At 60.1% G+C, this 25,606-nt stretch carries 19 protein-coding genes; 16 read left to right on the top strand and 3 right to left on the bottom strand.

Features of this window, described 5'->3' with window-relative positions; translation table 11 throughout:
• Positions 1–5: 5 nt before the first annotated feature.
• From RBT76_05650 to RBT76_05595, 12 genes are all read left to right on the top strand, one after another.
• Positions 6–785 carry a 2Fe-2S iron-sulfur cluster-binding protein gene (locus RBT76_05650; GenBank protein MDX9857253.1) on the top strand — a complete coding sequence of 260 codons (780 nt, stop codon included), beginning with the start codon at positions 6–8 and terminating at the stop codon, positions 783–785.
• On the top strand, positions 782–1,219 hold the full coding sequence (locus RBT76_05645) for a 4Fe-4S dicluster domain-containing protein (GenBank protein ID MDX9857252.1): 438 nt from the start codon (positions 782–784) through the stop codon (positions 1,217–1,219). Before RBT76_05650 ends, RBT76_05645 begins: the two co-directional genes overlap by 4 nt.
• A gap of 232 nt (positions 1,220–1,451) precedes the next feature.
• Entirely contained in the window at positions 1,452–1,793 is a 342-nt protein-coding gene (locus RBT76_05640) for an STAS domain-containing protein (protein ID MDX9857251.1), read from the top strand.
• A gap of 89 nt (positions 1,794–1,882) precedes the next feature.
• Complete coding sequence (locus tag RBT76_05635) at positions 1,883–2,305, top strand: ATP-binding protein (GenBank protein MDX9857250.1); 423 nt, start codon at positions 1,883–1,885, stop codon at positions 2,303–2,305.
• 38 nt (positions 2,306–2,343) lie between these two features.
• A complete protein-coding gene (locus RBT76_05630; GenBank protein ID MDX9857249.1) occupies positions 2,344–4,620 on the top strand; it encodes a PP2C family protein-serine/threonine phosphatase in 2,277 nt (758 codons plus the stop codon).
• Positions 4,592–5,161, top strand: coding sequence for an NUDIX hydrolase (locus tag RBT76_05625; protein ID MDX9857248.1), 570 nt, complete (start codon positions 4,592–4,594; stop codon positions 5,159–5,161). Before RBT76_05630 ends, RBT76_05625 begins: the two co-directional genes overlap by 29 nt.
• 5 nt (positions 5,162–5,166) lie before the next feature.
• Positions 5,167–6,600, top strand: a complete 1,434-nt coding sequence (locus RBT76_05620; protein ID MDX9857247.1) for an ATP-binding protein — start codon at positions 5,167–5,169, stop codon at positions 6,598–6,600.
• A 3-nt stretch (positions 6,601–6,603) separates the two neighbouring features.
• A complete protein-coding gene (locus tag RBT76_05615) occupies positions 6,604–7,947 on the top strand; it encodes a sigma-54 dependent transcriptional regulator (GenBank protein MDX9857246.1) in 1,344 nt (447 codons plus the stop codon).
• A 130-nt stretch (positions 7,948–8,077) separates the two neighbouring features.
• Positions 8,078–9,826 carry a BamA/TamA family outer membrane protein gene (locus tag RBT76_05610; GenBank protein MDX9857245.1) on the top strand — a complete coding sequence of 583 codons (1,749 nt, stop codon included), beginning with the start codon at positions 8,078–8,080 and terminating at the stop codon, positions 9,824–9,826.
• A 40-nt stretch (positions 9,827–9,866) separates the two neighbouring features.
• Positions 9,867–10,484, top strand: coding sequence for a DUF4390 domain-containing protein (locus RBT76_05605; GenBank protein MDX9857244.1), 618 nt, complete (start codon positions 9,867–9,869; stop codon positions 10,482–10,484).
• 96 nt (positions 10,485–10,580) lie between these two features.
• Positions 10,581–12,383 (top strand): ATP-binding protein, encoded by a 1,803-nt coding sequence (locus RBT76_05600; protein MDX9857243.1) that lies wholly within the window; start codon positions 10,581–10,583, stop codon positions 12,381–12,383.
• Between the two features lie 12 nt (positions 12,384–12,395).
• On the top strand, positions 12,396–15,374 hold the full coding sequence (locus RBT76_05595) for a serine/threonine-protein kinase (GenBank protein ID MDX9857242.1): 2,979 nt from the start codon (positions 12,396–12,398) through the stop codon (positions 15,372–15,374).
• Positions 15,375–16,001: 627 nt separating this feature from the next.
• Here the strand turns inward: RBT76_05595 and RBT76_05590 are convergent.
• Both RBT76_05590 and RBT76_05585 read right to left on the bottom strand, forming a co-directional pair.
• Positions 16,002–18,314, bottom strand: coding sequence for an HlyD family efflux transporter periplasmic adaptor subunit (locus RBT76_05590; protein MDX9857241.1), 2,313 nt, complete (start codon positions 18,312–18,314; stop codon positions 16,002–16,004).
• A gap of 70 nt (positions 18,315–18,384) precedes the next feature.
• On the bottom strand, positions 18,385–20,124 hold the full coding sequence (locus RBT76_05585) for a chloride channel protein (GenBank protein MDX9857240.1): 1,740 nt from the start codon (positions 20,122–20,124) through the stop codon (positions 18,385–18,387).
• Positions 20,125–20,306: 182 nt separating this feature from the next.
• On the opposite strand from RBT76_05585, the gene RBT76_05580 reads away from it, so the two are divergent.
• The 3 genes from RBT76_05580 to RBT76_05570 all read left to right on the top strand — a co-directional run bounded on the left by RBT76_05580 (position 20,307) and on the right by RBT76_05570 (position 23,170).
• Positions 20,307–21,455: an FAD-binding oxidoreductase gene (locus tag RBT76_05580; protein MDX9857239.1), complete on the top strand. Its 1,149-nt coding sequence runs from the start codon at positions 20,307–20,309 to the stop codon at positions 21,453–21,455.
• 36 nt (positions 21,456–21,491) lie between these two features.
• Positions 21,492–22,208, top strand: coding sequence for a hypothetical protein (locus RBT76_05575; protein ID MDX9857238.1), 717 nt, complete (start codon positions 21,492–21,494; stop codon positions 22,206–22,208).
• Between the two features lie 113 nt (positions 22,209–22,321).
• Positions 22,322–23,170: an alpha/beta fold hydrolase gene (locus RBT76_05570; protein MDX9857237.1), complete on the top strand. Its 849-nt coding sequence runs from the start codon at positions 22,322–22,324 to the stop codon at positions 23,168–23,170.
• Here the strand turns inward: RBT76_05570 and RBT76_05565 are convergent.
• Positions 23,128–23,907, bottom strand: coding sequence for a histidine kinase dimerization/phospho-acceptor domain-containing protein (locus tag RBT76_05565; protein MDX9857236.1), 780 nt, complete (start codon positions 23,905–23,907; stop codon positions 23,128–23,130). The genes RBT76_05570 and RBT76_05565 overlap by 43 nt on opposite strands.
• A gap of 275 nt (positions 23,908–24,182) precedes the next feature.
• Here RBT76_05565 and purF point away from each other — a divergent pair, with 275 nt between their 5' ends.
• Positions 24,183–25,580: an amidophosphoribosyltransferase gene (gene purF, locus RBT76_05560; protein MDX9857235.1), complete on the top strand. Its 1,398-nt coding sequence runs from the start codon at positions 24,183–24,185 to the stop codon at positions 25,578–25,580.
• Positions 25,581–25,606: the final 26 nt, after the last annotated feature.

Here is a 25,606-nt window from a genome sequence, read left to right as displayed (position 1 = left end):
AACGCATGGTAACACTGACCATAAACGGCAAGGTCGTTCAGGCGGAAAAGGGTGAATACCTGCTCGCCGTAATCCGGCGGATGGGGATCGACGTCCCGGCGCTGTGTCACCACGAGGCGGTGGAACCGTACGGCGGCTGCCGCCTGTGCATGGTGGAGATCACCAAGGAGTCCTGGAACGGCTGGAAGAACCACGTGACCGCCTGCCTCTACCCCGCCGAACAGGACCTTATTGTCAGCACGCACAGCGACACGATAATCGAGTTGCGCAAAAGCCTGCTGGATCTGTTTCTGGCGCGGAATCCCCATACGCCGCTCATCCAGAAGCTGGCGGCGGAACACGGGTTGACGAAGACAACGTTCGAGGTCGTGCCGGAGCCGAACGACTGCATTCTGTGCGGGATTTGTACGCGCGTGTGCGACGAAATGGGGTTTTCGGCGATATCGATGGTGAACCGGGGGCACGGCCGCGAAGTGGCGCCGCCGCTGCACCAGCCGCCGCCGGCCTGTGTCGGCTGCCTCGCGTGCGCACAAGCGTGCCCGACCCGGTATATCAAATACGAAGACAACGGCGCCACCCGGAAGATCTGGGACAGGACATTCGAGCTGCTGACGTGCGAAAAGACCGGCCGACCGACCATCACCCGGGAGTTTGCGGAGTATCTGAGCGAGCATCGCGACCTACCGAAGGAGTACTTCCGGGTAAACGACGAATCCCACCGGGGAGAACTGGTGTCGACGATGGCCGCCATCACACGCTGGAGCGTCACGGAGGAGAAGAAATGACCCATCGGTTTGTCGTGAAGCCGGAGCTGTGCATCGGCTGTCGCACCTGCGAGCTGGCGTGTTCGTTCGCGCACGCCAGAGACGGCAAGCAGGGACGCACGCGCATCTTCGCCCTCGGCGGCGGGTTCAAGGACCTGTTCATTCCGGTGACGTGCCTGCAGTGCGAGGATCCCGCCTGCGCCAAATCGTGCCTGGTCGGTGCGATCGCCCGCAACCCGGAGACCGGGGCGATGGAGATCAATCAGGCGAAATGCGTGAAGTGCATGGCCTGTATTGCGGCTTGTCCGTTCGGGTGTTCGTTGTTCGACGAGCCGCAGGGCCTGGTGGTCAAATGTGATCTGTGCGGCGGCGACCCGGCGTGTGCAAAGTTCTGTCCGACCAAAGCTCTTGAGTACAAGCCGTTGACGGCAACCGCGCTTCGTCCGGCGATCTAGATATCGAGACCTACGCAGGGGGTTTTTCGGGCGGGGCGCGGCCGCCCGAAAAGCCCTTGACTTTCCCCCCACTACCAAGCTAATTAACAAGTTAGGCGGATTTCGGGATGCCTGAGCCGCGTGAGACGAGACGTGGATGGATGCCGATGATCGGCATGAGCAGCCCGACCTTGAAACCCGACCATGTTTGTAACGTACTGACCTGTAACCACATTCGGGAGGCGCTGGCGACATGAAACTCAGTGACCGCATTCAGGACGACGTGGTGATTCTGGAGCCAAAAGGAAAAATCATGGGCGGTCCGGACGCTAGCCTGCTGCACGATAAGCTGTATGAGTACATCGAGAAAAACCAGAAGCGCGTCGTGATCGATCTGGCCCAGGTCGACTGGATGAACTCGACCGGACTCGGTATTCTGATCTCGGGCTACACGACGCTTCGCAACAACCAGGGTGAGTTGAAACTGGCCAACGTGACCGACAAGATCCAGTCACTTCTGACCATCACCAAACTGGTGACGGTGTTTGAGACTCACGATAGCGTCGAAGACGCCATCAAAAGCTTCGAACGCTAGCCGATGCAGATCATATCGCTGTAATATCATACCTATGGCAGGTAGGCGTCGTCCGGATGTCTGCCTGTTTTTTTGGAGTGCCGTCATCTATGGACAAACCGCAGATATCCGGAAACACGATCATCATCCCCTCGAGCACGCGGTTCCTTGCCGATGTGGACGAATTCGTCGAGGGCCTGCTGCGCGACTGGGGCACCTCCGCCTCCGTTATCGCCGACATCGCGATATCGGTGTCGGAACTGGTCAACAACGCCGTCGTGCACGGCAACAAGGCGTCGCCGAACGGAGTGGTAACGGTCTCGATGCGACGAGAGGGCGACACGGTAACGATCGATGTCGCCGACGAGGGCACGGGGTTCAATCCGGCCGAGATTGACGACCCGCTCAAGGAAGAAAATCTGCTGAAGGAAGTCGGCCGCGGGATATTTATCGTCGAGCAGCTGATGGACAAAGTCGACATCGCGGTGAGCAAGCGGGGGACGACCATCAGCATCTCGAAAGCGATTGCCTGACACTATCCGCACGCCTGTAAGCCTGACAGAAGTCTTATATGGATGCTGAGCTGGTAAAAACCCTCCTCCACTTCGTGGTGGGTGGCTTCCTGGTGTTTCTGGCGATTACGGTCGTCCGGGACAACTTCGGCAGCCGTCTGAACCGCGCGACCGGGGGAGTATTGTTTTTTGCCGGGCTCGGACCGCTGGCGGTTGCGATTGATTCGATCATGCAGCAGCCGGCGCCGGGAACGGGCGGCTCGGCCATGTACAACCTGTACCACATGTGGGAGCTGTTCTTCCCCACGCTCGTGGTTTTCTCATGGTATTTCCCGGTCGATCGCCTCAGGGAGTTCCGTCATCCGCGGTTCCGCTATTTCGTGTTTATCCCCCAGGTGATCCACCTGATTCTGGTGCTGTTCTTTTTCGACATAGACCGGCTTCTGGTGACGGTGTCGGCGAGTGAAGCGCAGGGCGGGTTCTCGGGGGCCCTGATGCGGCCGTTCGCCTATGTCCTGCAGATCATGCTGCTGCTTATCGGGTATATCATTTCCAATCAGGCGGCGATCTTCGGTTCGATCAATCTGCTGTACGTGGCGGTGGCGGTGTACTTTCTCGAGTCCGGCCGGCGGCTGCAGACGAATCCGCGCCTGGTCCCGCAGACCGAGGCGATGGTGTGGGCGGTGCGGCTGGGAATCGGCCTGTATGTCGCGGGATTGCTGGGCAGCCTGCTGGCGGCAAGCACGGTGACCGAAGAGGTGCGCGAGGCGATCTTTCTCGCGGCGGCGCTGGTGGGGACGGTGTTCGTGGTGTATGCAATCGTGCGGCACCAGTTTCTGGACGTACGACTCGTGTTTCGCCAGTCGCTGATCTACACGGTGACATCGGCGGCGCTGGTCGGGCTGTATATCGTGATCGGCGTCCGCGTCACCGAATTCACCCGGCCGTTGTTCGGCGAGCGGGCGGAGATCGTCGGGTACATTCTCATTATCCTGATGCTGCTGCTGTTCCAGCCGATTTCGAACTGGATCGACGGCGCCATACGGTCGATGTTCATGCGCACCCGCAGCGACCATCGCAACATTATCGAGCGGTTCTCCCGCGACATCATCTCGGTTTTCGACCCGACCGAACTTCGCCGGAAGATCGAGGATACGATGAAGACGGCGATGCTGGTCGAGAAAGTGTTTTTCGTATTGTACGACGACGAGATCGGCGAATACGCGATTCTTCCCAGCGACGACTACGCGCGTCGCACGATCGTTCGGCGCGACGACATGATGTTGCGGGGGATCAACCTGCTCGACCGCCCGACGTCATATGCGTCGCTGGCGGACTACGGGGAGGGTTCGTCGCTGGCCGATACGCTCACGGAACTTCGCGTCAAGCTCATCCTTCCCATGAAGGACACCGAGCACCTTTTGGGATTCCTGGCGCTGACGGCGAAAGTGGCCGGGTATCGCTACTCTCCCGAGGATTACAATCTGCTGGGGGTGCTCTCCAACCAGATGGTGTCGGCGCTCACCAACGCACGGCTGTATGTCGACTCGCTGGAGCGAATCCGTCTGCAGGAAGAAGTCACCATGGCGCGGCAGATTCAGCTCGATCTGTTGCCGTCGCAGCCGCCCAGTCTCCCCTGCTCGGTGATCTGTGCGGTCTCGGAACCGTCGCGAACGGTCGGAGGAGACTTCTATGACTTCATCCAGATCGACGGCCGATCGCGGGTGGGGATCGTGATCGCCGACGCGTCGGGCAAGGGCATGCCGGCAGCCCTGCTGATTGCGCAGATACAGGCGATCATCCACAGCGAGGTCAACAACGGGAATTCGATCGCGGCCATGTTGAGGAACATGAACAAGCAGATTGCGCTGTCGACGTCGTCCGAAAAGTACGTGACGCTGTTCTACGGGGAACTGGACCGGGAGACCGGCGAATTCGAATACGCCAACGCCGGCCACAACTACCCGATTCTGGTGCGTTCGAACGGGGATATCGAGTTGCTGGAGATCGGCGGCCCGGTGATCGGCGCGTTTCCGTTTATGGAGTACCAGTCGACGAGAGTCGGCCTGTCTCCGGGGGACGTGATGTTTTTCTTCACCGACGGGTTGTCCGAGGCGATGAATGAGATGGGCCAGGAGTACGGCGAGCAACGCATACGCGACTTCGTACGGTCCAACCGCCACCTCGAGCCGGACGACCTCATGAAAGGAATACTGGATGACGTGCGGGCGTTCGATCCGTCGACGCCGCCGCAGGACGACACCACGATAATAACGCTGAAGATGACCACGCGGGGGGCCGTACTCGATGAACGACAAGTACAAGACATTCGATGAACAGGCGCTCTTCGCGCGCAAGGACCTCTATATGGGGTTTCGGTATTGTCCGCGCTGCGCCACACCGCTTCAGGAGGTAATCGCCGACGGCCGTCGGCGGCTGGCCTGTCCGTCCGAATCGTGCGATTACATCTACTACCAGAACCCGATCCCGGCGGCGGGAGCGATCCTCGTGGAGGGCGACCGCATCCTGCTGGTCCGGCGCGCCCACCCGCCGCGAATCGGCGACTGGACAATCCCCGCGGGATTCATGGAGTGGGATGAACATCCGACGACGACGGCGATCCGGGAAGTGAAGGAAGAGACGGGGCTGGATATAGAATTGACGGGTCTGTTTGAGGTGTACAGCGGCCGGGACGACTGGCGTAACAACGCCGTGTTGATTCTTTACCATGGGCGCCGGATCGGCGGCGAGTTGGCGCCGGGGGACGATGCGTCGGAGGCGGTGTTTTTTCCGTTTGACGCCACGCCGCGCAATATCGCGTTCCAGGCGCACGTGCAGGCGCTGGCAGACTACAATGAACGGTTTCGCCGGAAATAAATGACATGGCAATCGGGTTCGGGCAAAAGCTCTTTCGTTTGTTTCTGGGTTTCTCGCTTGTCCCGGCCGCGGTTCTCGCGGCGGCGGGGTATTATCTCGTCGTACACGCGGGATCGTCCAGCTTCGGATACGACAACGAGGGACGAAACACGGTGGCGGAGTATTATGCCGGGCTGCTGTACAGCCGTCTTGCGGATGATCTTTCCCGATATTCGGCCGATACGCTCAGCGCGGTCTCCGCGGACTTCGTGCTTCGAGCAGTCGACGGCGTGGTGGAACTTCCCCGCGGCGCCGACGTGGTGGGGCCGGACGCGGCGGCGGCGATATTGCTGGCGGCACGCTCGCGCGATCAGGGGTACGCCGACGCCGGGGGCAGGATTTACCAGTACCGGGCCGTCCAGATGGGTGACCGGCTTCTCGTGGCGGGGTTCGCGCACGGGACTCAGTTTCGATCGCTCGAGCGGGCGATCCAGCGCGACATGGCCGGACGGTCCGGGTTCCGCGAGTTGCAGTCGCGCTATACGATATTTCTCGGCGGACTGTTTTTGACCCTCGCCCTTGCGACGGTTTTGTTTGCGTCGCTCCGCTCCCGCCACCTGGCGCGCAGTCTGGCGCAACCGCTGGCCGAACTCAGCGATGCGGCGACAAGCATCGCGGACGGCGACTTTCGCGCGCGCGTTGAGCCCCGAGGGGAACAGGAAGTCCGCAACCTGATCGAGCGCTTCAACCAGATGGCGATCCAGCTGGAAAGCACGACCGCGCGCCTGCGGGCGACCGAACGGGTGGCGGCGTGGCGGCAGGTGGCCCGCCGGTTCGCACACGAGTTGAAAAACCCGCTGCAGCCGATTCTCGTCTCCCTCTACCGTATGGAGCGTCTGCTGATCGACAGCGACCAGTACGACAAGGTATACGAGCCGCTCAAGGCGGCCTCGGATGAGGTTCGCCATCTGAAACAACTGGCGGAGCGGTTCTCGCACCTCGCCAAACTGCCGCCACCTGCCTTAGTGGAAACCGACCTCAACGAGCTGGTCGGCAACCTGCTGACATTGTATAGAGACGCCGACGCGCCGTACCGGGTCGATGCGCAGTTGCCGGAGCAGCCCTGTGTGGTCGCGGTCGACGTCGCCTACCTTCGCGAGGCCCTGCACAACCTGATTCAGAACGGGCTGGACGCCACCGACCGAAAGGGAAACGTGACGGTCAGCGTGACCGAGCATCCGCATCGGGTGGACATCGCCGTCGCCGACCACGGACCGGGGATGAATGAGTCAACACTGGCATCGGCGCGCCTTCCGTATTTCACGACCAAGCCGCAGGGGCACGGACTGGGACTGGCAATCGTGGAAAAATCGGTCGCAGAGATGGGCGGGCAGCTTGATATCGTTTCGCGCGAGGGTGAAGGCACCACGGTGACGATCTCTCTGACAAAAAGGTCCTGAGCCATGCCGGCGAGAATCCTCATTGTCGACGACGAACCCAATATCACGCGGTCCTTTTCGTCTCTGCTGGCCGACGAGGGATACGAGGCGGTGGTGGCGCAATCGGCCGAAGAGGCGCTGACGGCAATCGGACGAAGTGACGTCGATCTCGTCCTGCTCGATATCCAGCTGCCGGGGAAGTCCGGGCTGGAGTGCCTTCGCGAGATATCCGCTACCCGCCTGCCGGTCGAGGTGCTGATGATTTCCGGACAGGCCGACATACCGATGGCGCTGGAAGCCGTACGGCTGGGGGCGGTCGACTTTCTGGAGAAACCGGTCTCACCGGAAAAGCTGATTGCATCGGTCAAGGCGGCGTTGCTGGTTGCGGAGGCCGCCCGCCAGCGTCGGGCAGCGGCCGACGATTTGGACCGGGAGTCGCCGATGGTGGGCGAGTCAGCCGCAATGAAGCGTCTTCGCAACACCATCAGCCAGGTTGCGACAGCAGACACGACGGTCCTCATCACGGGCGCCAACGGCACGGGCAAGGAACTAGTTGCCACCCGCCTCGTGCTCGAGAGTCCCCGCCGTACCAGGCCATTCATAAAAGTCAATTGCCCGGGCATTCCGGAGACGTTGTTTGAATCCGAGCTGTTCGGTCATGTCAAGGGGTCGTTCACGGGCGCGGTCAAGGACCATGCCGGCAAGTTTGTTCTTGCCGACGGCGGCACCATTTTCTTCGATGAAATCGGCGATCTCCCCCGCGCGTGCCAGGCGAAGCTGCTTCGAGTGCTTGAAACGGGAGAAATCGAGACGCTCGGCTCGGAGCGACACCGCCGTGTCGACGTGCGAGTGGTCTGCGCGACGAATCGCGACCTGCGCAGGATGGTCGCGGACGGCGCCTTCCGGGAGGATTTGTACTACCGGATCTCCGTCTTTCTTGTCGACGTGCCGACTCTTTCCGCACGGCACGATGACATCCCGATGCTGGCCGGCGCGTTTCTGCATCGCTTCGACCCGACCGGTTCGACACGTCTGTCCGGCGACGCGCTGGCGTGGCTGACCGTGCAGCCCTTTCCGGGCAATGTGCGTCAGCTCAAGAACCTGATCGAACGAATCTGTATCCTCCATTCCGGCCAGACCGTCGGCATCGAACAACTTCGCGCCCAGTCCACTCCGGCGGGAGTGGCGTCGTCACCGGCAAAGGAACCGATATTATCTCTTGCGGACCAGTTGGCGCGCTTCGAGCGGTCGGTTATCGAAGACGCCCTGTCACAGGCCGGCGGCAACATCTCTGAGGCGGCACGGATTCTGGGTGTGGACCGGGCCAACCTGTCACGCAAAATCAAAGACCTCGGCCTGAAGGCGTGAAGAACAAATTCTGTGCACGTCCGTGTTCCTCTGCCACAAAATCACTGGCATGAAAGGGCAATCCCCCGTCAATTCAACACTTGCACTTTTGGCACGAGGTTTGTTTGGTAGTGGGGAAAACGGAGGATATATGCATCGCGTCAGGAATACATTGGCAGCTGCGCTGCTCTTCTTCGGTGTCATGCACATCATAGCGGCGGCGGCTGAGCCCCAGTACAAAGAATACCAGGCAGCGTCGACCAGGGCCGAGTTCTTCTGGATAGCGTTCGACGACCAGGTACTCGTTATCACAGTTCCTGAAGAGGGTGGGACACGGTCGTACGAGATACCGCTGGAGTCGGTTGAGCACGACGCGGCAGAGGTCCGTCTGGCGAGCGGGATACGATTCGACGCCACGGGGCTCGAGATCAAAGGGACCACGTTCGCGTACGACGACATCGTTGACATGCGGGTGTTTGACGACGATGAGGGGACATCGATCGTCTTCTACCGCGGGGACAGCGCCGATCCGGACATCGCCCGGCTCCGTCGCGGCAACATGATTCGCGCTTTTGACAACGTGCGAGTCGAGGAAGGATCGTTCGTGCGGGGATTCATTTTCTCCGTGACCGGCGATATAGACGTTTTCGGGGAGGTCAACAAGGATATCGTAACGCTGTTCGGCGGCATTTATGTCGCTCCTGACGCGGTCGCGCGCGGCGACGTTGCATCGGTGACCGGCAAGGTGCAAATCGCCCGCGATGCATCGGTGTACGGAATCGTCTATACGGGCACGGCCGAGCAGAAGGGTCGCAGCCGCCGGTTCTACCGCTCCATCAACGAGAGTTCACTGAGCGGCACGGCGTACTACAACCGGGTTGACGGAATTACGCCGCTGGCGCGATTCGAGTATCGGGATCGCGACTCGCTGCTGCCGAACGTGGTAGCCGAGGTTGGATACGCGTTCGAGTCGAAGCGTTCGCGGCTGAGGTTCGGTGTCGAGCAGACCCTCTGGCGGGAGATGCCTATGGCGATCGGAGGGGTCGCGTACAAGGAACTCGCCACTGAAGACGAGTGGCTGCTGTCCAGAAACGAGAACAACGTGTACACGTTGCTGGTCACGGAGGACTTCCGTGACTACTATGAACGCACGGGCGGATATTTGTACTATCGGGTGAAGCCGGTCGAATACCTCCAGATCGAGACCGGTTACCGGTACGACGAAACGCGCTGGTTCGAGGCGGAGCGTGATCTCTGGTCGCTGTTCGGCGGCGACAAGAAGTTCCCACGCAACTTCCACCGGGTGGACCCGTCGATCCGCGACCGGGGTATCGCGGAAATCGACACCGGAACGACGGCGGCGCTTGTGATTCGGGGGGCGTTTGACACCCGCGACGAGAAACACCCGTACGATTTTTCGGCCTGGAACCTGACCGGGCAGATCGAGTGGTCCGACGACAAGCTGTCGTCTGACTACGACTATCGCCGGTACCAGTTCTCGGCTGCCCGGTATCAGGAGATTCACTCGCGGATCATGCTGATTTCACGGCTTGTGGTGGGCGCCTCGGACGGATACCTGCCCATGCAGAAACGTTATTATATGGGCGGCCTCGGCACGCTTCGCGGGTACAAACACAAGGAGTTCATCGGGAAGCGTTTCTGGCTGGCGAATCTCGAATACCGGTTCCGCTTCCCCAAATCGGATTTTGCGCTCGGCGTACTGTATGATGTGGGACAGATCAGCAACGATTCGCCGCTGAACGGGGATATTGAATGGAAGCAGTCGCTGGGTGGAGCGCTGTACATTGGTGATTATTTCCGGGTATCGCTGGCACAACGGCTCGACGGCGCGGAGGACAAGGATCTCCAGGTATACGCCCGGTGCGAGCACAGTTTCTGATCGGGCCCGGCCGCTGCGTGCCGCTCTGCAGATCGTGCTGTTGACCATCCTGCTGGCAGGCGCGGGCACCGGTGCGGCTGTCCGGGCCGATGACAGGCAGGTCGACTTCGCGTTCGATATTCTGCTGGTTGACGACTCCGTAACGGCGTGGGTCGATCTGTCGGGCCTGCTTCGGACTCCGGTCATCGAGCGAATTGAAGACGGCATCGACCACGCGATCGAGTGCCGGGCAAGTCTCAATCGGCCGAGGCGACTGTTCGGAGCGGTGAAAGCCGCCGAGACCGGGCGCGCGTGGCTGCTGTCGTATCGGATTCTCACCGAGCTCTGGGTTCTGCGGCCGTTGGGGGTCGACTCAACCGAAGAGAGATCGTTCTCGTCGCTTGCCGGTCTGGCCGAGTATCTGGCGGACTCGATCACCATCCCACTGATCAAAGCCGATTCGCTGGAGACGGAGCGGCGCTATTTTCTGAAGCTGGAGATAACGTCTATCTCGTTGGCGGGCATAGGAATCAATCCGGCCCCGGGGGATGTCGACGGGGGCCCGTCGTTTTTGTCCACCTTGTTTTCCGGATTCCTCGAGATCACCGGATACGGACGGGAGACGTTTAAGATAGAGTCGCGGCCGTTCTCACCGGCTGAGATTTTGCCTCGACCGTAGTCATCGCCCAAAATAATCCTTCCGGCCCGTTAAACCCCTCCGGTATTCGTCCGATATCTGTATAGAAGACAATCGAATACACAGAGGCCAAGGGTGATGAATCGTACGCAAGAGGAAAAGCGTCGGAATCCGGGGGGCCTCGCCGAGAAATCGCGCGATGAACGGGGCATGAATGACAGCGGGCCGATGCCTGCGGATCTGTTCGCCGATCTCGAAGCGACACTCGATCAGGTAGCGGAAGCGAATCCGCGTATACAGACCGAAGATCAGGGAGGCGCGGCACATACCACTGATCTTCGGGCGCTGCTCGAAGTGTCCATGGCGATCAACTCGACACTGGTGCTCGATGACGTTCTGCAGAATGTCATGCACAAGGCGATCGAGTTCATGCAGGCTGAGCGCGGGTTGATCATGCTGCTTGACGAGGACGGGCAGCTGCAGACCCGGGCCGCGTACAACCTCAGCAAAGACGAGATGCAAAGCGACGACTACCGGATCTCCTCCAGCGTGGCGTCGGAAGTGGTCGCCACCGGGCGCTCCATATATACGTCGGACGCGATGGCCGACGAGCGGTACGCTTCGCAGAAGTCGGTTGTCGAGCTGCATTTGCGATCGATCATGTGCGTCGCGCTCACGGTGAAGTCGGAAGTGATCGGCGTCATCTATCTCGACAATTCGAGTCAGACGAAGATGTTTTTGAAGGCCGACCTGTACTTGTTCGAATTGTACGCGCAGATGGTATCGAACGCGCTGCACAACGCTCGTATTTACGATTCGTTGCTGCACCTGAAGCGGTATTCGGATTCCGTGGTGAAAAGCTCGCCGGTGGGCATTGTCGTGATCGACTCGTCGGGACATATCGCCACGATCAATCCTGCGGCGCTGGAGATATTCGATCTCAATCGCAAGGATTTGGCGCTGATCGGCGATACTCAGTCGCCGACCGTCTTTCTGGATCTGCTGCCGGCGAACCAGAAGAGCCGGTGGCACCGGATGATCAACACCGTGTTTGCCACGGGCGAGGAGTTTGCAGACGCCCGGTTTTTCCACGACACCGGTTATATCGAGAAGGTTCTTTCGATCAAGATGTCGCCTATCCCGCAAGTACCGGGAGGCGGCGACGGTCTGGTGATGGCGATCGAAGACGTTACCGAAAAGGTGACTATGGAGCGGTACGTTATTTTGTCCGAAAAGCTCGTCGCACGCGGCGAGATGGCGGCATCGGTGGCTCACGAGCTGAACAACTACCTGTCCATTATCTCGAACAACGCCGAGTTGCTCGGCATGAACCTGACCAACGAGCGCTATGAAAAAGCGAAGTTCAACAGCAAGTCGATTGTCGAAAACGTTTTCAAGATCAAGCGCTTTGTCGACAGCCTGATGGACTTCTCAAAGCCGGAGCCCGAGTATATCAGTTACGACGTGCGCCACCTGATCGACGACCTGCTGTTCTCGCTGCGGATACAGCCGAGGTTCAAAACCGTGCATTTTACGCTCGATCTTGCCGACGACCTGCCCAACGTGGAGATCGACGTCGGTCAGATCCAGCAGGTCCTGATGAACCTGCTGAACAACGCGGTGGACGCCATCGATCAGCGGACGAACGAAGAAAGCGACAAGGACTTCAAACGGGAAATCGGCATCGAGGCCAAGTATCGTCGCAGCCACGAAACCGTGTCGGTGAAGGTGACGGACAACGGCGTGGGCATGTCCGAGGAGACGGTGAGCAAGATTTTCACGCTGCACTTCACAACCAAAAAGGGCGGACACGGCCTGGGGCTGTACAACTGCAAGAAGATCGTCGAGGGACACGGCGGCGAGCTGGTGGCGTCATCGACGCCGGGGAAGGGCACGATGTTCCAGTTGATCCTCCCCCGTTTCCAGTCCAGGCCGGAATAGGCGCGGCGCGGTATGGACGCCCCGTTCGCGAGCCCCGACCTTCGATTTATCGCTCCCCTGGGACGCGGGGGCACCGCCGATGTTGCGCGTGTCTTTTCGACCCGCCTGGGCCGCGAGGCGGCGGCCAAATACCCGCTCGCTGCCGGCGGCAACGCCGAGGTTGACTTCTCACGACTCGCTCAACGGGAATTCGAGCTGATCGGCTCGCTGCGGTATCCCGGCCTGGTGCGGATTCTTGAACCGCCACATCGCGATCCCGACTATCTGCTTCTTGAACTCTGCAGCGGCCCGACGCTCGATACGGTCGGCCGCGCCGAGTCGTTTGCCGACGCCTGCAACCTGATCTCCGCCGCAGCCGCCGTGTTGGAATACCTGCATGCAGTTCGACTGGTGCACGGAGATCTGAAATCCTCCAATTTCTTTCTGCCGCCAGACTGGCGCGCGCGCATCGGACGGGGCTTGTTTTTCGTGCGCCTGTCGGACTTCTCGCTGGGGCGCCGCATCGATGAGCCGGAGACGTCACGCCTCGGGGCAGGCACGGTCGGCTACATGGCCCCGGAGACGATTGTTGACGGAAAGACGAGTCATCGATCCGACCTCTTTGCGCTCGGCGTGATCGCTTACCAATTGATAACCGGCAGACATCCGTTCCTGCATGGCGAGAGCGACCCGGTGCGGGTATCGAGCCGCGTTCGCGAGGGCGATTACCCCGACCCGATACCGTTTCGCCCGGAGATGTCCGAAGGATTCGCCGATCTGGTGCGACGACTTTTGGCCGTCGATGAAAAGGATCGTCCCGCCGACGCCTGGGAAGTCTGCCGGCATTTGGAAACGCTGGGAGCGACCTATCCGTTTAGAAAGGCGCTTGCGCCGTGGCATGTGCTCGGTGATTCCGGATATGCCGAGATGCTTGATCGGTGGATTGACGTACGCCCCCGGGACCGCGCCCATATCGACTGCATCACGGGCGGTGATCCGCAAGCGCTCAAAGCGGCGCTGACGGCGACCTTCCGCAGGGGCATGGCCGTCTACGAAGCGGCTCGGTATGTCGTCGGCCGGGGATTTTATTGGCCGGCATGCATGCGGAGAGCGGCGCTCGCGAAGTTCGCCGCGCTGTCGTTCCGGCAGAAAAAGGATACAGTGCGCGAGGCGGTGGCAGCGGAGGCGGCGTTCAGTGTCGGCGACGTTCGGCCGACCGGCAGTCCGCTTGCGGTGTTGCTCGGCGGTCTGCTTCGCCCCGCGACAATAAAGCGGCTGGCCCCGGCTCATGCCGAAGCGGCCAGTGCCGCTTGTGACTACGGACTCGCGGCATCGCTGTACCTGCGGGCGGGAAATCTCACACGCGCTGCGGAATGCGCCGACCAAGCGGCGCTGGCTCTGGAAAAAGCCGGCGACCAGAAACACGCGTATGTCGTGCTGAATGCGGTATTCGCACTGGCCGACATGACCGGCAGGTCGTTCGACGTACGGCTGCTGTACATGACGCGGGGCGATATCGAAAAGCGCGCCGGAGATACGGAACCGGCCCTGCGGTCTTACCGGAGACTGATCGAGCTGTACGACGGCCGTCCGCCCGACAAGCTGCTCGCCGAGTCGTATAAGGATCTCGGCGACGTGTACAGGATGAAGCAGCAGACCGACGAAGGGCTGTCGGCGCTCGAAAAGGCCCGCGAGATTTACACGGACCTGGGCGACGAACTCGAACTCTCGCACACGCTGAACAACATCGGCAACCTTCACTGGCTGCGCAACGAGTGGCGGGCGTGCAGGAAAAACTACCTGAAGGCGCTTCGCATCCAGCGTCGTCTCAACGCCGGAGCCGACATCGCGAGCAGTCTCAGTAATCTGGCGACGGCATTTTTCGTTGAGGGGCGGCACGCCCGCGCCAAAGTCCTGTTCGAAAATGCGCTGGCTATCCAACGCCAGATCGTCGACCGGGTCGGACTGGCGCGTACCCTCAACAACCTCGGGTACGTGCTCAAGATTATCGGAGACTCTCAGGCGGCACTCGACTATCTGAGCGAATCGCTTGAGATCAACCGCGCCGTCGGCAACAAGAAAGAGATACTCTTCAACCTGCACAATCTCACGGGCGTGATGATCAGCGCCGGCCGCCTTCGCGAATCCCTCTCGTATCTTAGCGAAGGGATTACGCTTGCGGACGCTCTTGACGACCAGCCAAGCTTGGCTGCGCTGCATGTCAGCATGGGAATTGTCTATAAGCGCCTGGGCAGGCTCTGCGATGCGTTGGAGGAGTTCGATCATGGAGCCACACTGGCGGCACGGCTCGATGACAACATCAATTCGCTCAACCTTGCGGTACAGCGCGCGTCGCTTCGCCATGCGGTCGGCGATCGGCAACTCGCGCTTGACGGCGCGCTCGATGCAGCCCGGCAGGCGGAGAAACGCGGTCTCGCCCATGAACGGCTCAACGCGCTGCTTCTGGCGCTGCGAGTCGACCCGGACAAAGCCGATCACGCCCTCGTCCTCGAACTGTGCCGGCAACTGCATTTGCCACGGGAAGCGTACCTGTCGTGGTTCGCAGTACTGGAAGCGGCACTTGAAGCCGGCGACAGAGCGAAGGTCGAGTCAACGCTGAAGGCAATCATGTCGACGGGCAAACCGCTTCCCGAGTACGTCGATATCGAAACGGGCCGCATGGCCGCCGCGCTGGGAGAGGCCATGATCCTGACCGGTGAAACCGAACTTGCGCTGCGTTACCTCGAAACGGCGCGAACGCACGCCGCCGGCAGCGGCCTTGTCCCGGAGCTGGTCACGATTCACACGCTGCTCGGAAGATTCTACGCGGGACAGAACGACTATGAAGCCTGTTACGAGCACCTTCGCAACGGTCTGCGGTTCGCCAAACAGGTTGCCGATTCGATCACGGACCCCGAGGACAGAGCGCTCTACCAGAGCCAGCGCCACCTGACGTATCTCGTCACCCAGGTTCAGCATCTTGGCGCCAGGCTGAGCAAGAGGTCTCGCTGATCTTTAGTCCCCGCCCATCCCGAAACGAGTCGTATGAAAACGACAAAGGCAGGAGCGAGCTCCTGCCTTTGGCACATCGTATGTGCTTTGCGAAGTCAACCTGAATTCTCAGGTTCCGCATGCGACACGCAGCATCTTCGCGGTGTGCGACGATATCTTACCGTATTGGAGGCAGATTTCATCGTCTCGGCCGGTGAAATCACACACCGGCTTCCGCACACTGCGATCTGACGAGCGATGTCCATGCGGCATGTTCGGACACTACTGCGCCCGATACATGGCATCTACCGATTACTGTCCGCCCAAGCTGAACGGCATCGGAGCAATGCGAGCTTCCAGGACTTCGACACTGAGTTTGTAATCCATGGACAACTCCCCTGCTTGAGGTTATAGGTTATCGGCATCCTATGCCGCGGGGTGCGACAAAGAAGGGCCGCACGGAATGACAAGATGTGCTAATAAAATACCGCGCAACGACTTTTTGTCAAGGTGCAAAGTTGCACGTCAGGAATATCCGCCCACGAGCCTCCCATACACGCGCTCAGTACGTGTGACATTACGCAATAGCGCATATGGAGATAGCTGTGTGAGTGAATGAATCACACCGCGAGATGGAAAAATTTTCCCCTACCACCAGGACCAGAACTCGACCCGAATTTTCGAGAGAAACTTGTAGTACAGCAGCCCCAGTAACGAAGACCGTCCGGTCTCTATTTTGGCGTACCCGGTCATGCCGTCGGCCAGCCGACCGTCGGAATTGTCCACGACCACCGTCACCGGGAAGTATTGTTGTTCTTGTGCGACGGTCGCCGCCTCGGGAATTCTTACCACTTCGCCGGCAAACACCCGGTGCGGATAGGAGCGGACCTTGAGTTTGACCGTTTGTCCGACATTTACGCGCGTGATGTCGAAGTCGTTGACGGGGACGAGCAGTTCAACCGGATTGTCATCGATCACCGACATGATGATCGCATCATTGGGATTGCGCGAGACGACCCCTGAGAACGGCGCCGTGATAACCTGCGCGTCGCCCTGTGACCGCAAGAACTGGAGGCGTGCTTTCTGCTTGTCAATCGACCGGACAAGCACAGTCTCTTCCTGCGGGCGAGGCGGCGACTTGAGCAGATCCAGCGACGATCCCAGTCGTTGCCAGTCGGCGAGGGCGATTTTCATGTCCGATCGGCGGTTCTCCAACTCCTCGGACGATATCAGGCTTTTGCGGAACAACTCCTCGGCGCGCTGCAAGTCGCTGCGCTTTTTCTCGTATGCGGCACGCGCGGCGGCCAGCTCCGATTCGGCCTCCTGCACTTCCTCCTTTTTGGGCGGCGCGCGAAGGAGATCAAGCTCGCTTTGCAGCCGGCCCAGCTCCGCCTCGGCCTCGGATATTTCCTGTACCACCTGGTTGCTGGTCAGGATAGCGATCGTATCCGCCTCAATAATGACCTGGCCATCGCGGACAATCGGCACCAGTTCGAGCACACCCATTTCGGCGTTGTTCATCTGCAGGATGGAGAACTTCTGGTCGGGATTCACGCCGCCCCGCCGGAGACTGCTTTCGATCAGGCCGTAATCGTTCATGGAAAGCCGGTATGAGGCGATCGGCCGGACGATAACTTCGCCGGACACCCGGTACGGAAACGGCACCGCCACCAGGACCACGATCACGGCGGCTGCGACGGCCACGTGTATGGCCAGCCGAACAGGATGTTTGAGCAGGGCGCGCATATGGTGAATGTGAGTGACGATTCCCTTCGCCAAATCGACAAACTGTTGGCGCAAGATAAACAACACAACGGCAGCTAACAACAGCAATCCGGCCCCTCCCCACGCGCCGATCAGCAGCCGTCCGAGCAGGTACAGTACAAAGGCAATGAGAAACGCGGAATAGGCCAGCGCACCAACGGCGTAGAGGAGGTAAATCCGGCGCTCGCGGCGTGTGACCTGTACGGCCGGGATGTCCCATCCCAACACGTGGCGCCTGACTGCGTTGGCGAAATAGTCGAAAGATTTCGATCGGAGATTGGTGATTTCCAGCCAGTCGGACAGCAGGTAATAGCCATCCAGCTTGATCAGGGGGTTGAAATTGAACAGGTAGCTGACCGAGCTGACGACCACGAGGACGCGCGCCACTTCGCTGATGATTGTCCCGGGTACGGTCACGCGCCATATCAGCACGGCGATCGCGGTCAGCAGCAGTTGCATGAACGGCCCGGCCAGCGTCACGACTATCCGCTGGCGTTTTTCCGGAAACAGCCAGGCGTCGGAAACATCGCAGTAGAAGCAAGGCTGGAAATACATCAGCAAAAAGCCCATTTCGCGGACGGAGCCGCCGTAATATCGGCAGGCCAGGGCGTGGGCAAACTCATGGAAGACGATCAGCACGAACAGGGCCGTCATGATGGTCAGTACGTGACCGACGGTCAGCAGGCGATCGATATTGATAGCAGCGAACTCGCGCGCGTTGGCGAACATCACGATTACGCCGAAAACGATAACGGCGGTTGCGACAAGCAACCAGAGCAGTCGATGAAAGGGCCGATACCACGCCGCAAGCCGGTCGAGAGTCCTGCCGGGCTTGAAAGCTTTGAAGCGAATGTACAGAAGCCGTCCAAACAGGGTCCGTGCCGCGAAGCGGCTGCCCGCCGCACGCATCAACTCCTGCTCTGAGCGGTGGTCTTCCAGGAAACACAGCCCGCCGAGCAGGTCGACAAACTGCTGGACATCGGCAGCCTGCAGCCGGGCGCCGAAGTTCTCGTTGAAGAGGCGCGCGACATCCTCGGCAGACCGCGTACCGTCGAGCCTGTTGATCAGCCAGAACTCCGGTTCGCGCAGGCGGAAGAACTTTCCCGTGACCGGGTCCTTGATCGTGTACAGCGTATCGCCGTCGACGACGGTCGGAGATGAGATGAGATCCTGGCGCAGTCTTGGATGGGCCGACATAGCGAAAAAGTACCGGCTCGGCGAGACGACCGCAAGCCTTCAAAAAAGGCGGTCGTCGCGGCCGGCCGCCTCAGCTTCGAAGAGTGTCAATCAACCGCTTGTTATAGTAGTCGACAAGTTCTTCGCGTCGAACCACGCCGATGACTTTGCCGGGGGTGGATCGCGTCACGACCGGTATCAGGGTGTAGTCGCGCTGGCCGAAGATCTCGTAGGCGACTCCGAGGTCGTCGTCGTCGAATACGGTCACCGTGCCCGGCGCGACCAGGTCGGCGGCAACCACCAGGTTATCCAGTTCGTGCTGGCTGAGATGGGCCCTCAGGTCCTGAAACGATATGACTCCCCGCAGCAAACCGGCCCGGTCTTCAACGACGAAATATGATTCTCGAGACTCTTCGAGACGGCGAAAGATTTCCACCAGCGGCGTGGCCGTCGGAATGATCTCGAACCGGGAGTCCATGACGTCGCGCACCCGATGGGACCGCAGCACATTGACGTCTTTGCCGCCGCGAAGGTCGATTCCGCGCTTGAAAAGCTTAACCGTATAAATGGAGTGCGGAAACAGGCGACCCGCGACCAGGGTGGAAATGACGACCGTCACCATCAGGGGCAGAATGATCCGGTAGTCCCGGGTCATTTCGAAGATGATGAGCATGGCGGTGATAGGGGCGTGGGTTGCTCCGGCCACCATGCCGGCCATACCGACGAGGGCGTAGGCGCCGGGCGTGGCGGTGGATCCCGGAAAGAGGTAATTGACGAGAACTCCGAATGCGCCGCCGCTCACGGCGCCGATAAACAGCGAGGGGGCAAAAATGCCGCCGGAGTTGCCGGAGCCGAGCGTGAAGCAGGTGGCCAGTATTTTCATGACAATCAAAACGGCCAGCAGCCAAACGTCGAGCTGCCCGTGCAGGGTAAGGGTGATCGTCTGGTAGCCGTCGGCCAGCACCTGCGGATAGATCACGGCAATGCCGCCCAGCAGGAGACCGCCGAGGGCGGGTTTGGCCATATTCGGCATCTTGAGCCTGTCGAAGAAAGTCTCGGTGGCGTCGAGCATACGCGTGAAGCCGACCGCGACTCCGCCGAGTCCGACGGCCATTATCACGTAGAGGAGTATTTCCCAGGCGGATACCAGCGAGTAGCCCGGCACCGTGAAGGCGGGATAGTTGCCGACCAGCGACCACGTGATAAGCGACGACACGACCGCCGACAAGAGGACCGGCGAGAAGGTTTTGACGGCGAAGTCGCCGAGGATGATTTCGAGGGCGAAAATGACGCCGGCAATCGGCGCGTTGAAGACGGCCGCGATGCCGGCGGCGGCGCCGCTGCCCACCAGTACTTTGACGCGATTGCCGGAGAGGCGGAACCACTGACCGATGGTGGAGCCTATGGCCGAGCCGATCTGGACGATCGGACCCTCGCGGCCGGCCGACCCCCCGGAACCGATACAGATGGCCGAGGCGATCGTTTTGGCGGCGGCGACACGCGGCCGGATAATACCGCCGAGACGGGCGACCGCGTTCATGACCTCAGGGACACCGTGCCCTTTGGCTTCGGACGCATACTTGTAGACAATCGGTCCCACCAGCAGCCCGCCCGCCATCGGTATCAGCGGGAGCCACCACTTGATGCCGCCGAAGAGGTCTCCGGCGACGCTGGTGGTGAGGATCTGGTCGGTCATGCCGAAAAACAGGTGGTTGAAATACTCGATCAGGACGCGAAAACCGTAGGCGCCCAGACCGGTAGCTGTCCCCACTATCAGTGACAGGAGAATCAGAAAGTTGGTCTGCGAGAGCTGCAGCGACTTGAACTTCATAGGTGAACTGCAATCTACACCGCTCTCGAGAGACCACAAGTTTAAAACCGGCCGGAGCGGCGCGGAAGTCGTTATTACCGGATCGCACTTGACTTGGTAGTCTAATGTGTTACTTTACGGCGGCATTTTCGTGAAAAAGTTCACGTAGCGTGCCAGGTATTTAACCCAAGGGGTTGGTGATTATGAGACAGACAGCGGATGCCGTAGTGATCGGCGGTGGCATCATCGGGATGGCAACCGCATTCTACCTCGCGCGTGAGAAGTTTGGTCATATTGTCCTGCTGGAGAAGGAGCGCTTCTTCGGTTCCGGGTCGACGTCCAAGGCCGCCGGCGGCATCAGGGCGCAGTTCACCACGCGGGTGAATATCGAGATGTCGATGTTGTCCGAGAAGATTTTCGCGGACTTCGAGGCCGAAACCGGCCGACCGGCGCTGTTCGACCAGGTCGGCTACATGTTTCTGCTGTCCCGTGACGAGGATATCAAGTTGTTCAAAGACGCGTACGATCTGCAGCGCTCACTCGGCCTGAAGGCGGAATTGCTCGAGCCGGGTGAGATCGGTCGGTACGCGCCGCACGTACGTATCGACGATATCAAGCTCGCCACCTTCTGCCATGAAGACGGTCTCGGCGATCCCGCGGAGTTTTTGTCGGGGTACGAGCATGGCGCGCGCCGGAACGGCGTGGAGCTGGAGATCGAGGCCGACGTGACCGGGATCGATACGCACAACGGCCGGGTAGCGAAGGTCCGGACGAAAAAAGGCGACATCGCGACCCCGCTGGTCATCAACGCCGCCGGAGCCTGGTCGGGAGTTGTCGCGAAGATGGTGGGCGCCGATCTTCGGGTCCAGCCTTACCCACGGCAATGTGTCACCACCGCCGAACTCGATTTCATGGAACCCTATTTCCCGATGGTCGTCGACGTCGCCTCCGGCCTCTACTGCCACAAAGAGTCCAAGGGAATCCTGCTCGGCTGGGCCGACAAAAACACCAAGCCGACGTTTGACTGTTCCATTCAGCCGGAGTACACCGATGCGATTCTCGAGCGGGCGCTGGACCGCATTCCGCAGCTCGAGACCGCTGAAGTTGCCAACAAGTGGACCGGCCTGTACGAGACGACCCCGGACCACCGCGCCGTGATCGGCTGGGAACCCTCGGTCGGGGGCATGTTTCATGTCACCGGATTCTCCGGGCACGGCTTCATGCACGCGCCGGCCGCCGGTATCGTGAGCATGGAAATCATCACCGGCCGAAAGCCGTCGATTGACATTTCCGACCTCTCCCCCGAACGATTCGCCAAAGGGGAGCTGATCGAAGAACAAAACGTCATTTAGCGTTGGGTCAATAATAACCGCGATTCAGGAGAGAGTATGAAACTGGTTTGGGTGATGTTGATGTCGGCAATGCTGGTGGCTGCCGGCGCGGCGGCACAGTGTCCGGCGGACAAGGCCGCGGAGATGGGGCACAGCGGGTTTGAAACATTTCATCACGTAATGGCGCCGGCCTGGCACCACGCGTATCCGGATTCCAATTTCGACGCGCTGATTGAAGCGGGTCCGAAGTTCAAAGAGGCGTTCGTGGAAATACAGGCGATGCGTCCTGAATTCAAGAGCGACGTGAAAAAAGCGCACTTCAACGAATGCCGCAAGGAATTCGGCAACCTGGTAGAGCAGTACGCAGCCGCCTGCGCCGAGGGCGACAAGGACAAAGCGTACGCCCTGATGCCGGACCTGCACACGGCGTTCGAGCGCTCCGCAGCGGCCCTGATGCCGATCAGTTACAAGGAATTCGAGGCCCTGAAAGTAACGCTGGGACTGATCGTCAACGAACATCTTCCCGCAAACAACCATGAGGGCATCGTCGGCTCCACTGAAACGCTGGTGACGAAAGCCGCATCGCTGAACGAAGAATCCCTGCCGAACCTTCTGGTGTGGAGCAAGGACGACATCCTGAAGCGGTTCGAGTCGATCCAGGCGCTCACCACGAAACTGAAGGAATGCTGCGACAACAACGATATGGCCGCTTATTCCGAGCACGCGGCCGCCCTGAACGCCCAGGTTACCGAATTCGGCGAGCGTTACCTGTAATCAGTCACGCCCATCAGACCATAAGACGGCGCCCCGCCTACGAGGGCGCCGTTTTTCATTGAGTTGTGAGCGGCCATCGGCTATTCTCGGTATAAGTGGTGAGGAGGATACCCATGCGCTCATGTTGTCTCGCAGCAGTACTCTGGTCAGTGATATCGCCGGTCCTCGTGGCACAGCCTCAACCGACAGGCAATCCTGTCAGCATCACGACGCCGGACTCTCTCGGATTGCACGCGGAGTGGTTTGAGTCGCTGTCGCCGGAACCCGCCGGGCTGCTCGTGCTGCTGCCGATGCGCGGACAAACGCTCGACAGCTACCGAAGCTTCATTAACCGGGTCCGTGAATATTTCGAAGCCGACACCACCCGGCCGTCGATACCTCTCCCTCACATGCTGGCGGTCGATCTGCGCGGGCATGGCGCTTCTCGGACGCGCGTCAAGGATACGCTGGATTTTCGTTCGATGGGGCGGGCCGAGTATGCGATGATGCCGTCCGACGTGGCATCGCTGATCGCCCACGTATACGCCGAACACGGAGATCGACTCGACACGACTCGTCTCATAGTTGTCGGCGCGTCGATCGGCGCCAACACCGCGCTTCTTTTGACGGGACTTCTCCCCCGTGTCACGCACGTCGTCGCTCTGTCCCCCGGGTCGGACTATCACGGTCTTCGCCCGGCCGACGCGTTTCGGAATTTCAAGGGCGAGGTGCTGTTTGTGTCGAGTCGCGGCGACACCTACTCATTCGAGACCTGCCAGATGCTGGCAACGAGCAAGAATACCGGCTGGCTGGTCAAAGGCTACCCGGGCTCACAGCACGGCACCGACCTGCTGTACGCCGATGAGCGCGTCATCCCCGATGTATTGACGTGGTTGTTTGCCGTGAGAATGTCTGCGGCGACCGAAGACAGCCTGAAGGCTCAGGAACCGGATTTCGTTTCGGATTCGTCGTCGGGCAACTGAAGCATATTGGTGCCCTCGACATACTCGACGCTTCGGGCGTGGGTTATCCGCAGGAGCCGCTGCGTGACATCGCGAATCTTCAGCGCCGACTGCTCGACTACCCGGAGTTTACGCGTCGTTTCTTCGTCCAGATTATCCTTCTTCATCAGCAGAAGCTGAATGTTGCCGAGTATCGCGGTGAGGGGATTGTTGATTTCGTGGTTGACCGTTACCGCCGTTTCAATAATCGCGCCGAGCCGCTCGGCCTCGATTTGCTCGGGCGATCCTGCCTGCCCGCCGGTCAGATCCGACGCCAGCGCATTAAGCGCGATGGACGCCGCCAGGGCCTCGAGGAACAGGTCCTCGGCAATCACCGTACGTTTTCCTTCCTGCAGACCGATCACGGCGCCGAAAACCCTGGAGCGATGGCGAAGCGGCATCGTAAACGTATGGACAGTCGGTTCTCCCGCGAACGAGAGGTACGCGGACAGCAGGCGCCGTTTCTGGCGAAGGCCCAGAAACAGGTCGGCTTCCAGCTCGGCGAGGCGGTTCTTGTGTCCGTCGGATTCCGCGTGGACCACCTGCAGCGTAACCGTCATGTCCGAATCCCAGAGGTACATGGCGGCGGCGCTCAAACCGATCAGCCCGGCAACCCGGGCAAGGGCGGTCTGGGCGGAGGCGGCAACATCCTCCCCGTCGGCGCCGGCCCGGGCCAGCGACTGCAGAATCTCATACTTGTTGAATTCTGTGTTGTCCATACAAGCTCTGATTCGATCAGTAGACCTCAGAGCAAACCGGGTGCATTACGGCGACAAAAAGCGCCGGTGGTGTAATTCCGATAAGTACGCCGTAAGATACTGTCCGGCATTCTGTTTTGCTACCACTTTTGTGTCCCCCCAGGGGGCGGCGGACTTGCCGGAACCGGTCACCCTGCAGCGGCGTTCACAGTCATGCCCGCCGATGAAACCTGTTGACATTGCCGGACGACGGCCTATTATAGGCTTTTTGCACCAGCAGCCGAGGACGACTGGCCATGCTTGAGAACGTTATTCACGATCAGTGCGGCGTATTCGGCATCTATGGAAGCGACCGGGCCGCCGAACTTACCTACCTGGGTTTGTACGCCCTTCAGCATCGCGGACAGGAATCGGCCGGAATCGTCACCTCGGATGGCGAGCACATTCATCTTTACAAGGGGATGGGCGAGGTATCGGAGGTCTTTTCCGACCCGGAGATCATTCAGCGACTGCCCGGCGGCAAAGCCATAGGTCATACCCGATACAGCACCACCGGGGCGTCCTCGCTGGTGAATATCCAGCCGTTCATTATCACCAATCGATCGCGGAACCTGGCGATCGCGCACAACGGCAACCTCACGAACTCGCTGGAGATGCGTCAGAAGCTGGACGCTCGCGGCTCGATTTTCCAGACGACATCGGACACCGAGATCATCCTGCACCTGGTGGCGACGTCCAAGCGGGAGACGCGGATTGAACGTATCCGTGACGCCCTGAGCAAGGTACGGGGCGCGTTTTCACTGGCGATGCTGACGGACAACTCGCTTATCGCCGCCCGCGATCCGCTCGGTTTTCGACCGCTGGCGCTGGGGAAATTCGGCGACGCCTGGGCAATCGCGTCTGAAACCTGCGCGTTTGATATCATCGGCGCCGAGTACGTCCGCGATATCGAGCCGGGCGAGGTTCTGGAAATCTCCGAGCGGGGGCTTGAATCGACATTCGTGCGCCGGCGGAAAAGCCACGCGGCGTGCATATTCGAATACGTCTACTTCGCCCGTCCGGACTCGAAGGTGTTCGGGGAGAATGTCGACAAGATAAGGCGTCGGCTCGGCCGCCGCCTTGCCCGCGAGCATCCGGTCGACGCCGACATCGTGATCGGTATCCCGGACTCGGCCAATACGGCGACGCTCGGTTTTGCGGAGGAGTCGGGAATCCGTTTCGAGATCGGCCTGATCCGCAATCACTACGTGGGCCGCTCGTTTATCGACCCCGAACAGCACATCCGCGATCTCGACGTGAAAGTGAAATTCAACCCGGTGCGGGGCGTCCTCGAGGGCCGGCGGGTAGTCGTGGTCGACGATTCGATCGTGCGCGGGACTACCTCGAAAAAACTGGTGAAAATGCTTCGCGACGCCGGGGCCAAAGAAATACACCTGCGCATCTCCTCTCCCCCGATCATCTCGCCGTGCTTTTTCGGGATCGACATGCCGACCCGCAAAGAGCTGATCGGGGCGAATATGACGGTCGAGGAGATCGAGAAGTATCTCGAAGTCGACTCCCTGCGGTATCTGTCGCTCGAAGGTATGCTGTCGATGAAGTCGCTGCCATCGATTGGATTCTGCGACGGATGCTTCTCCGGCAAGTACCCCATTGCCGTGCCGGACATCAACGGCAAATTCCGGCTGGGATCCTGAACCGATTTATTCAAAACGAAAAAGGG

This window comes from Candidatus Zixiibacteriota bacterium (genome assembly GCA_034003725.1).
Taxonomy (GTDB): domain Bacteria; phylum Zixibacteria; class MSB-5A5; order GN15; family FEB-12; genus WJMS01.
Note: the sequence above shows the minus strand (reverse complement) of the source record. Positions and strands in the feature narration are given on the sequence as shown.

What these genes read in the sequence shown, in the direction of transcription:
- RBT76_05650 (MDX9857253.1), top strand. Translation starts at nt 6, where the DNA reads ATGGTAACACTGACCATAAACGGCAAGGTCGTTCAGGCGGAAAAGGGT.
- RBT76_05645 (MDX9857252.1), top strand. Translation starts at nt 782, where the DNA reads ATGACCCATCGGTTTGTCGTGAAGCCGGAGCTGTGCATCGGCTGTCGC.
- RBT76_05640 (MDX9857251.1), top strand. Translation starts at nt 1,452, where the DNA reads ATGAAACTCAGTGACCGCATTCAGGACGACGTGGTGATTCTGGAGCCA.
- RBT76_05635 (MDX9857250.1), top strand. Translation starts at nt 1,883, where the DNA reads ATGGACAAACCGCAGATATCCGGAAACACGATCATCATCCCCTCGAGC.
- RBT76_05630 (MDX9857249.1), top strand. Translation starts at nt 2,344, where the DNA reads ATGGATGCTGAGCTGGTAAAAACCCTCCTCCACTTCGTGGTGGGTGGC.
- RBT76_05625 (MDX9857248.1), top strand. Translation starts at nt 4,592, where the DNA reads ATGAACGACAAGTACAAGACATTCGATGAACAGGCGCTCTTCGCGCGC.
- RBT76_05620 (MDX9857247.1), top strand. Translation starts at nt 5,167, where the DNA reads ATGGCAATCGGGTTCGGGCAAAAGCTCTTTCGTTTGTTTCTGGGTTTC.
- RBT76_05615 (MDX9857246.1), top strand. Translation starts at nt 6,604, where the DNA reads ATGCCGGCGAGAATCCTCATTGTCGACGACGAACCCAATATCACGCGG.
- RBT76_05610 (MDX9857245.1), top strand. Translation starts at nt 8,078, where the DNA reads ATGCATCGCGTCAGGAATACATTGGCAGCTGCGCTGCTCTTCTTCGGT.
- RBT76_05600 (MDX9857243.1), top strand. Translation starts at nt 10,581, where the DNA reads ATGAATCGTACGCAAGAGGAAAAGCGTCGGAATCCGGGGGGCCTCGCC.
- RBT76_05595 (MDX9857242.1), top strand. Translation starts at nt 12,396, where the DNA reads ATGGACGCCCCGTTCGCGAGCCCCGACCTTCGATTTATCGCTCCCCTG.
- RBT76_05590 (MDX9857241.1), bottom strand. Translation starts at nt 18,314, where the DNA reads ATGTCGGCCCATCCAAGACTGCGCCAGGATCTCATCTCATCTCCGACC.
- RBT76_05585 (MDX9857240.1), bottom strand. Translation starts at nt 20,124, where the DNA reads ATGAAGTTCAAGTCGCTGCAGCTCTCGCAGACCAACTTTCTGATTCTC.
- RBT76_05580 (MDX9857239.1), top strand. Translation starts at nt 20,307, where the DNA reads ATGAGACAGACAGCGGATGCCGTAGTGATCGGCGGTGGCATCATCGGG.
- RBT76_05575 (MDX9857238.1), top strand. Translation starts at nt 21,492, where the DNA reads ATGAAACTGGTTTGGGTGATGTTGATGTCGGCAATGCTGGTGGCTGCC.
- RBT76_05570 (MDX9857237.1), top strand. Translation starts at nt 22,322, where the DNA reads ATGCGCTCATGTTGTCTCGCAGCAGTACTCTGGTCAGTGATATCGCCG.
- RBT76_05565 (MDX9857236.1), bottom strand. Translation starts at nt 23,907, where the DNA reads ATGGACAACACAGAATTCAACAAGTATGAGATTCTGCAGTCGCTGGCC.
- purF (MDX9857235.1), top strand. Translation starts at nt 24,183, where the DNA reads ATGCTTGAGAACGTTATTCACGATCAGTGCGGCGTATTCGGCATCTAT.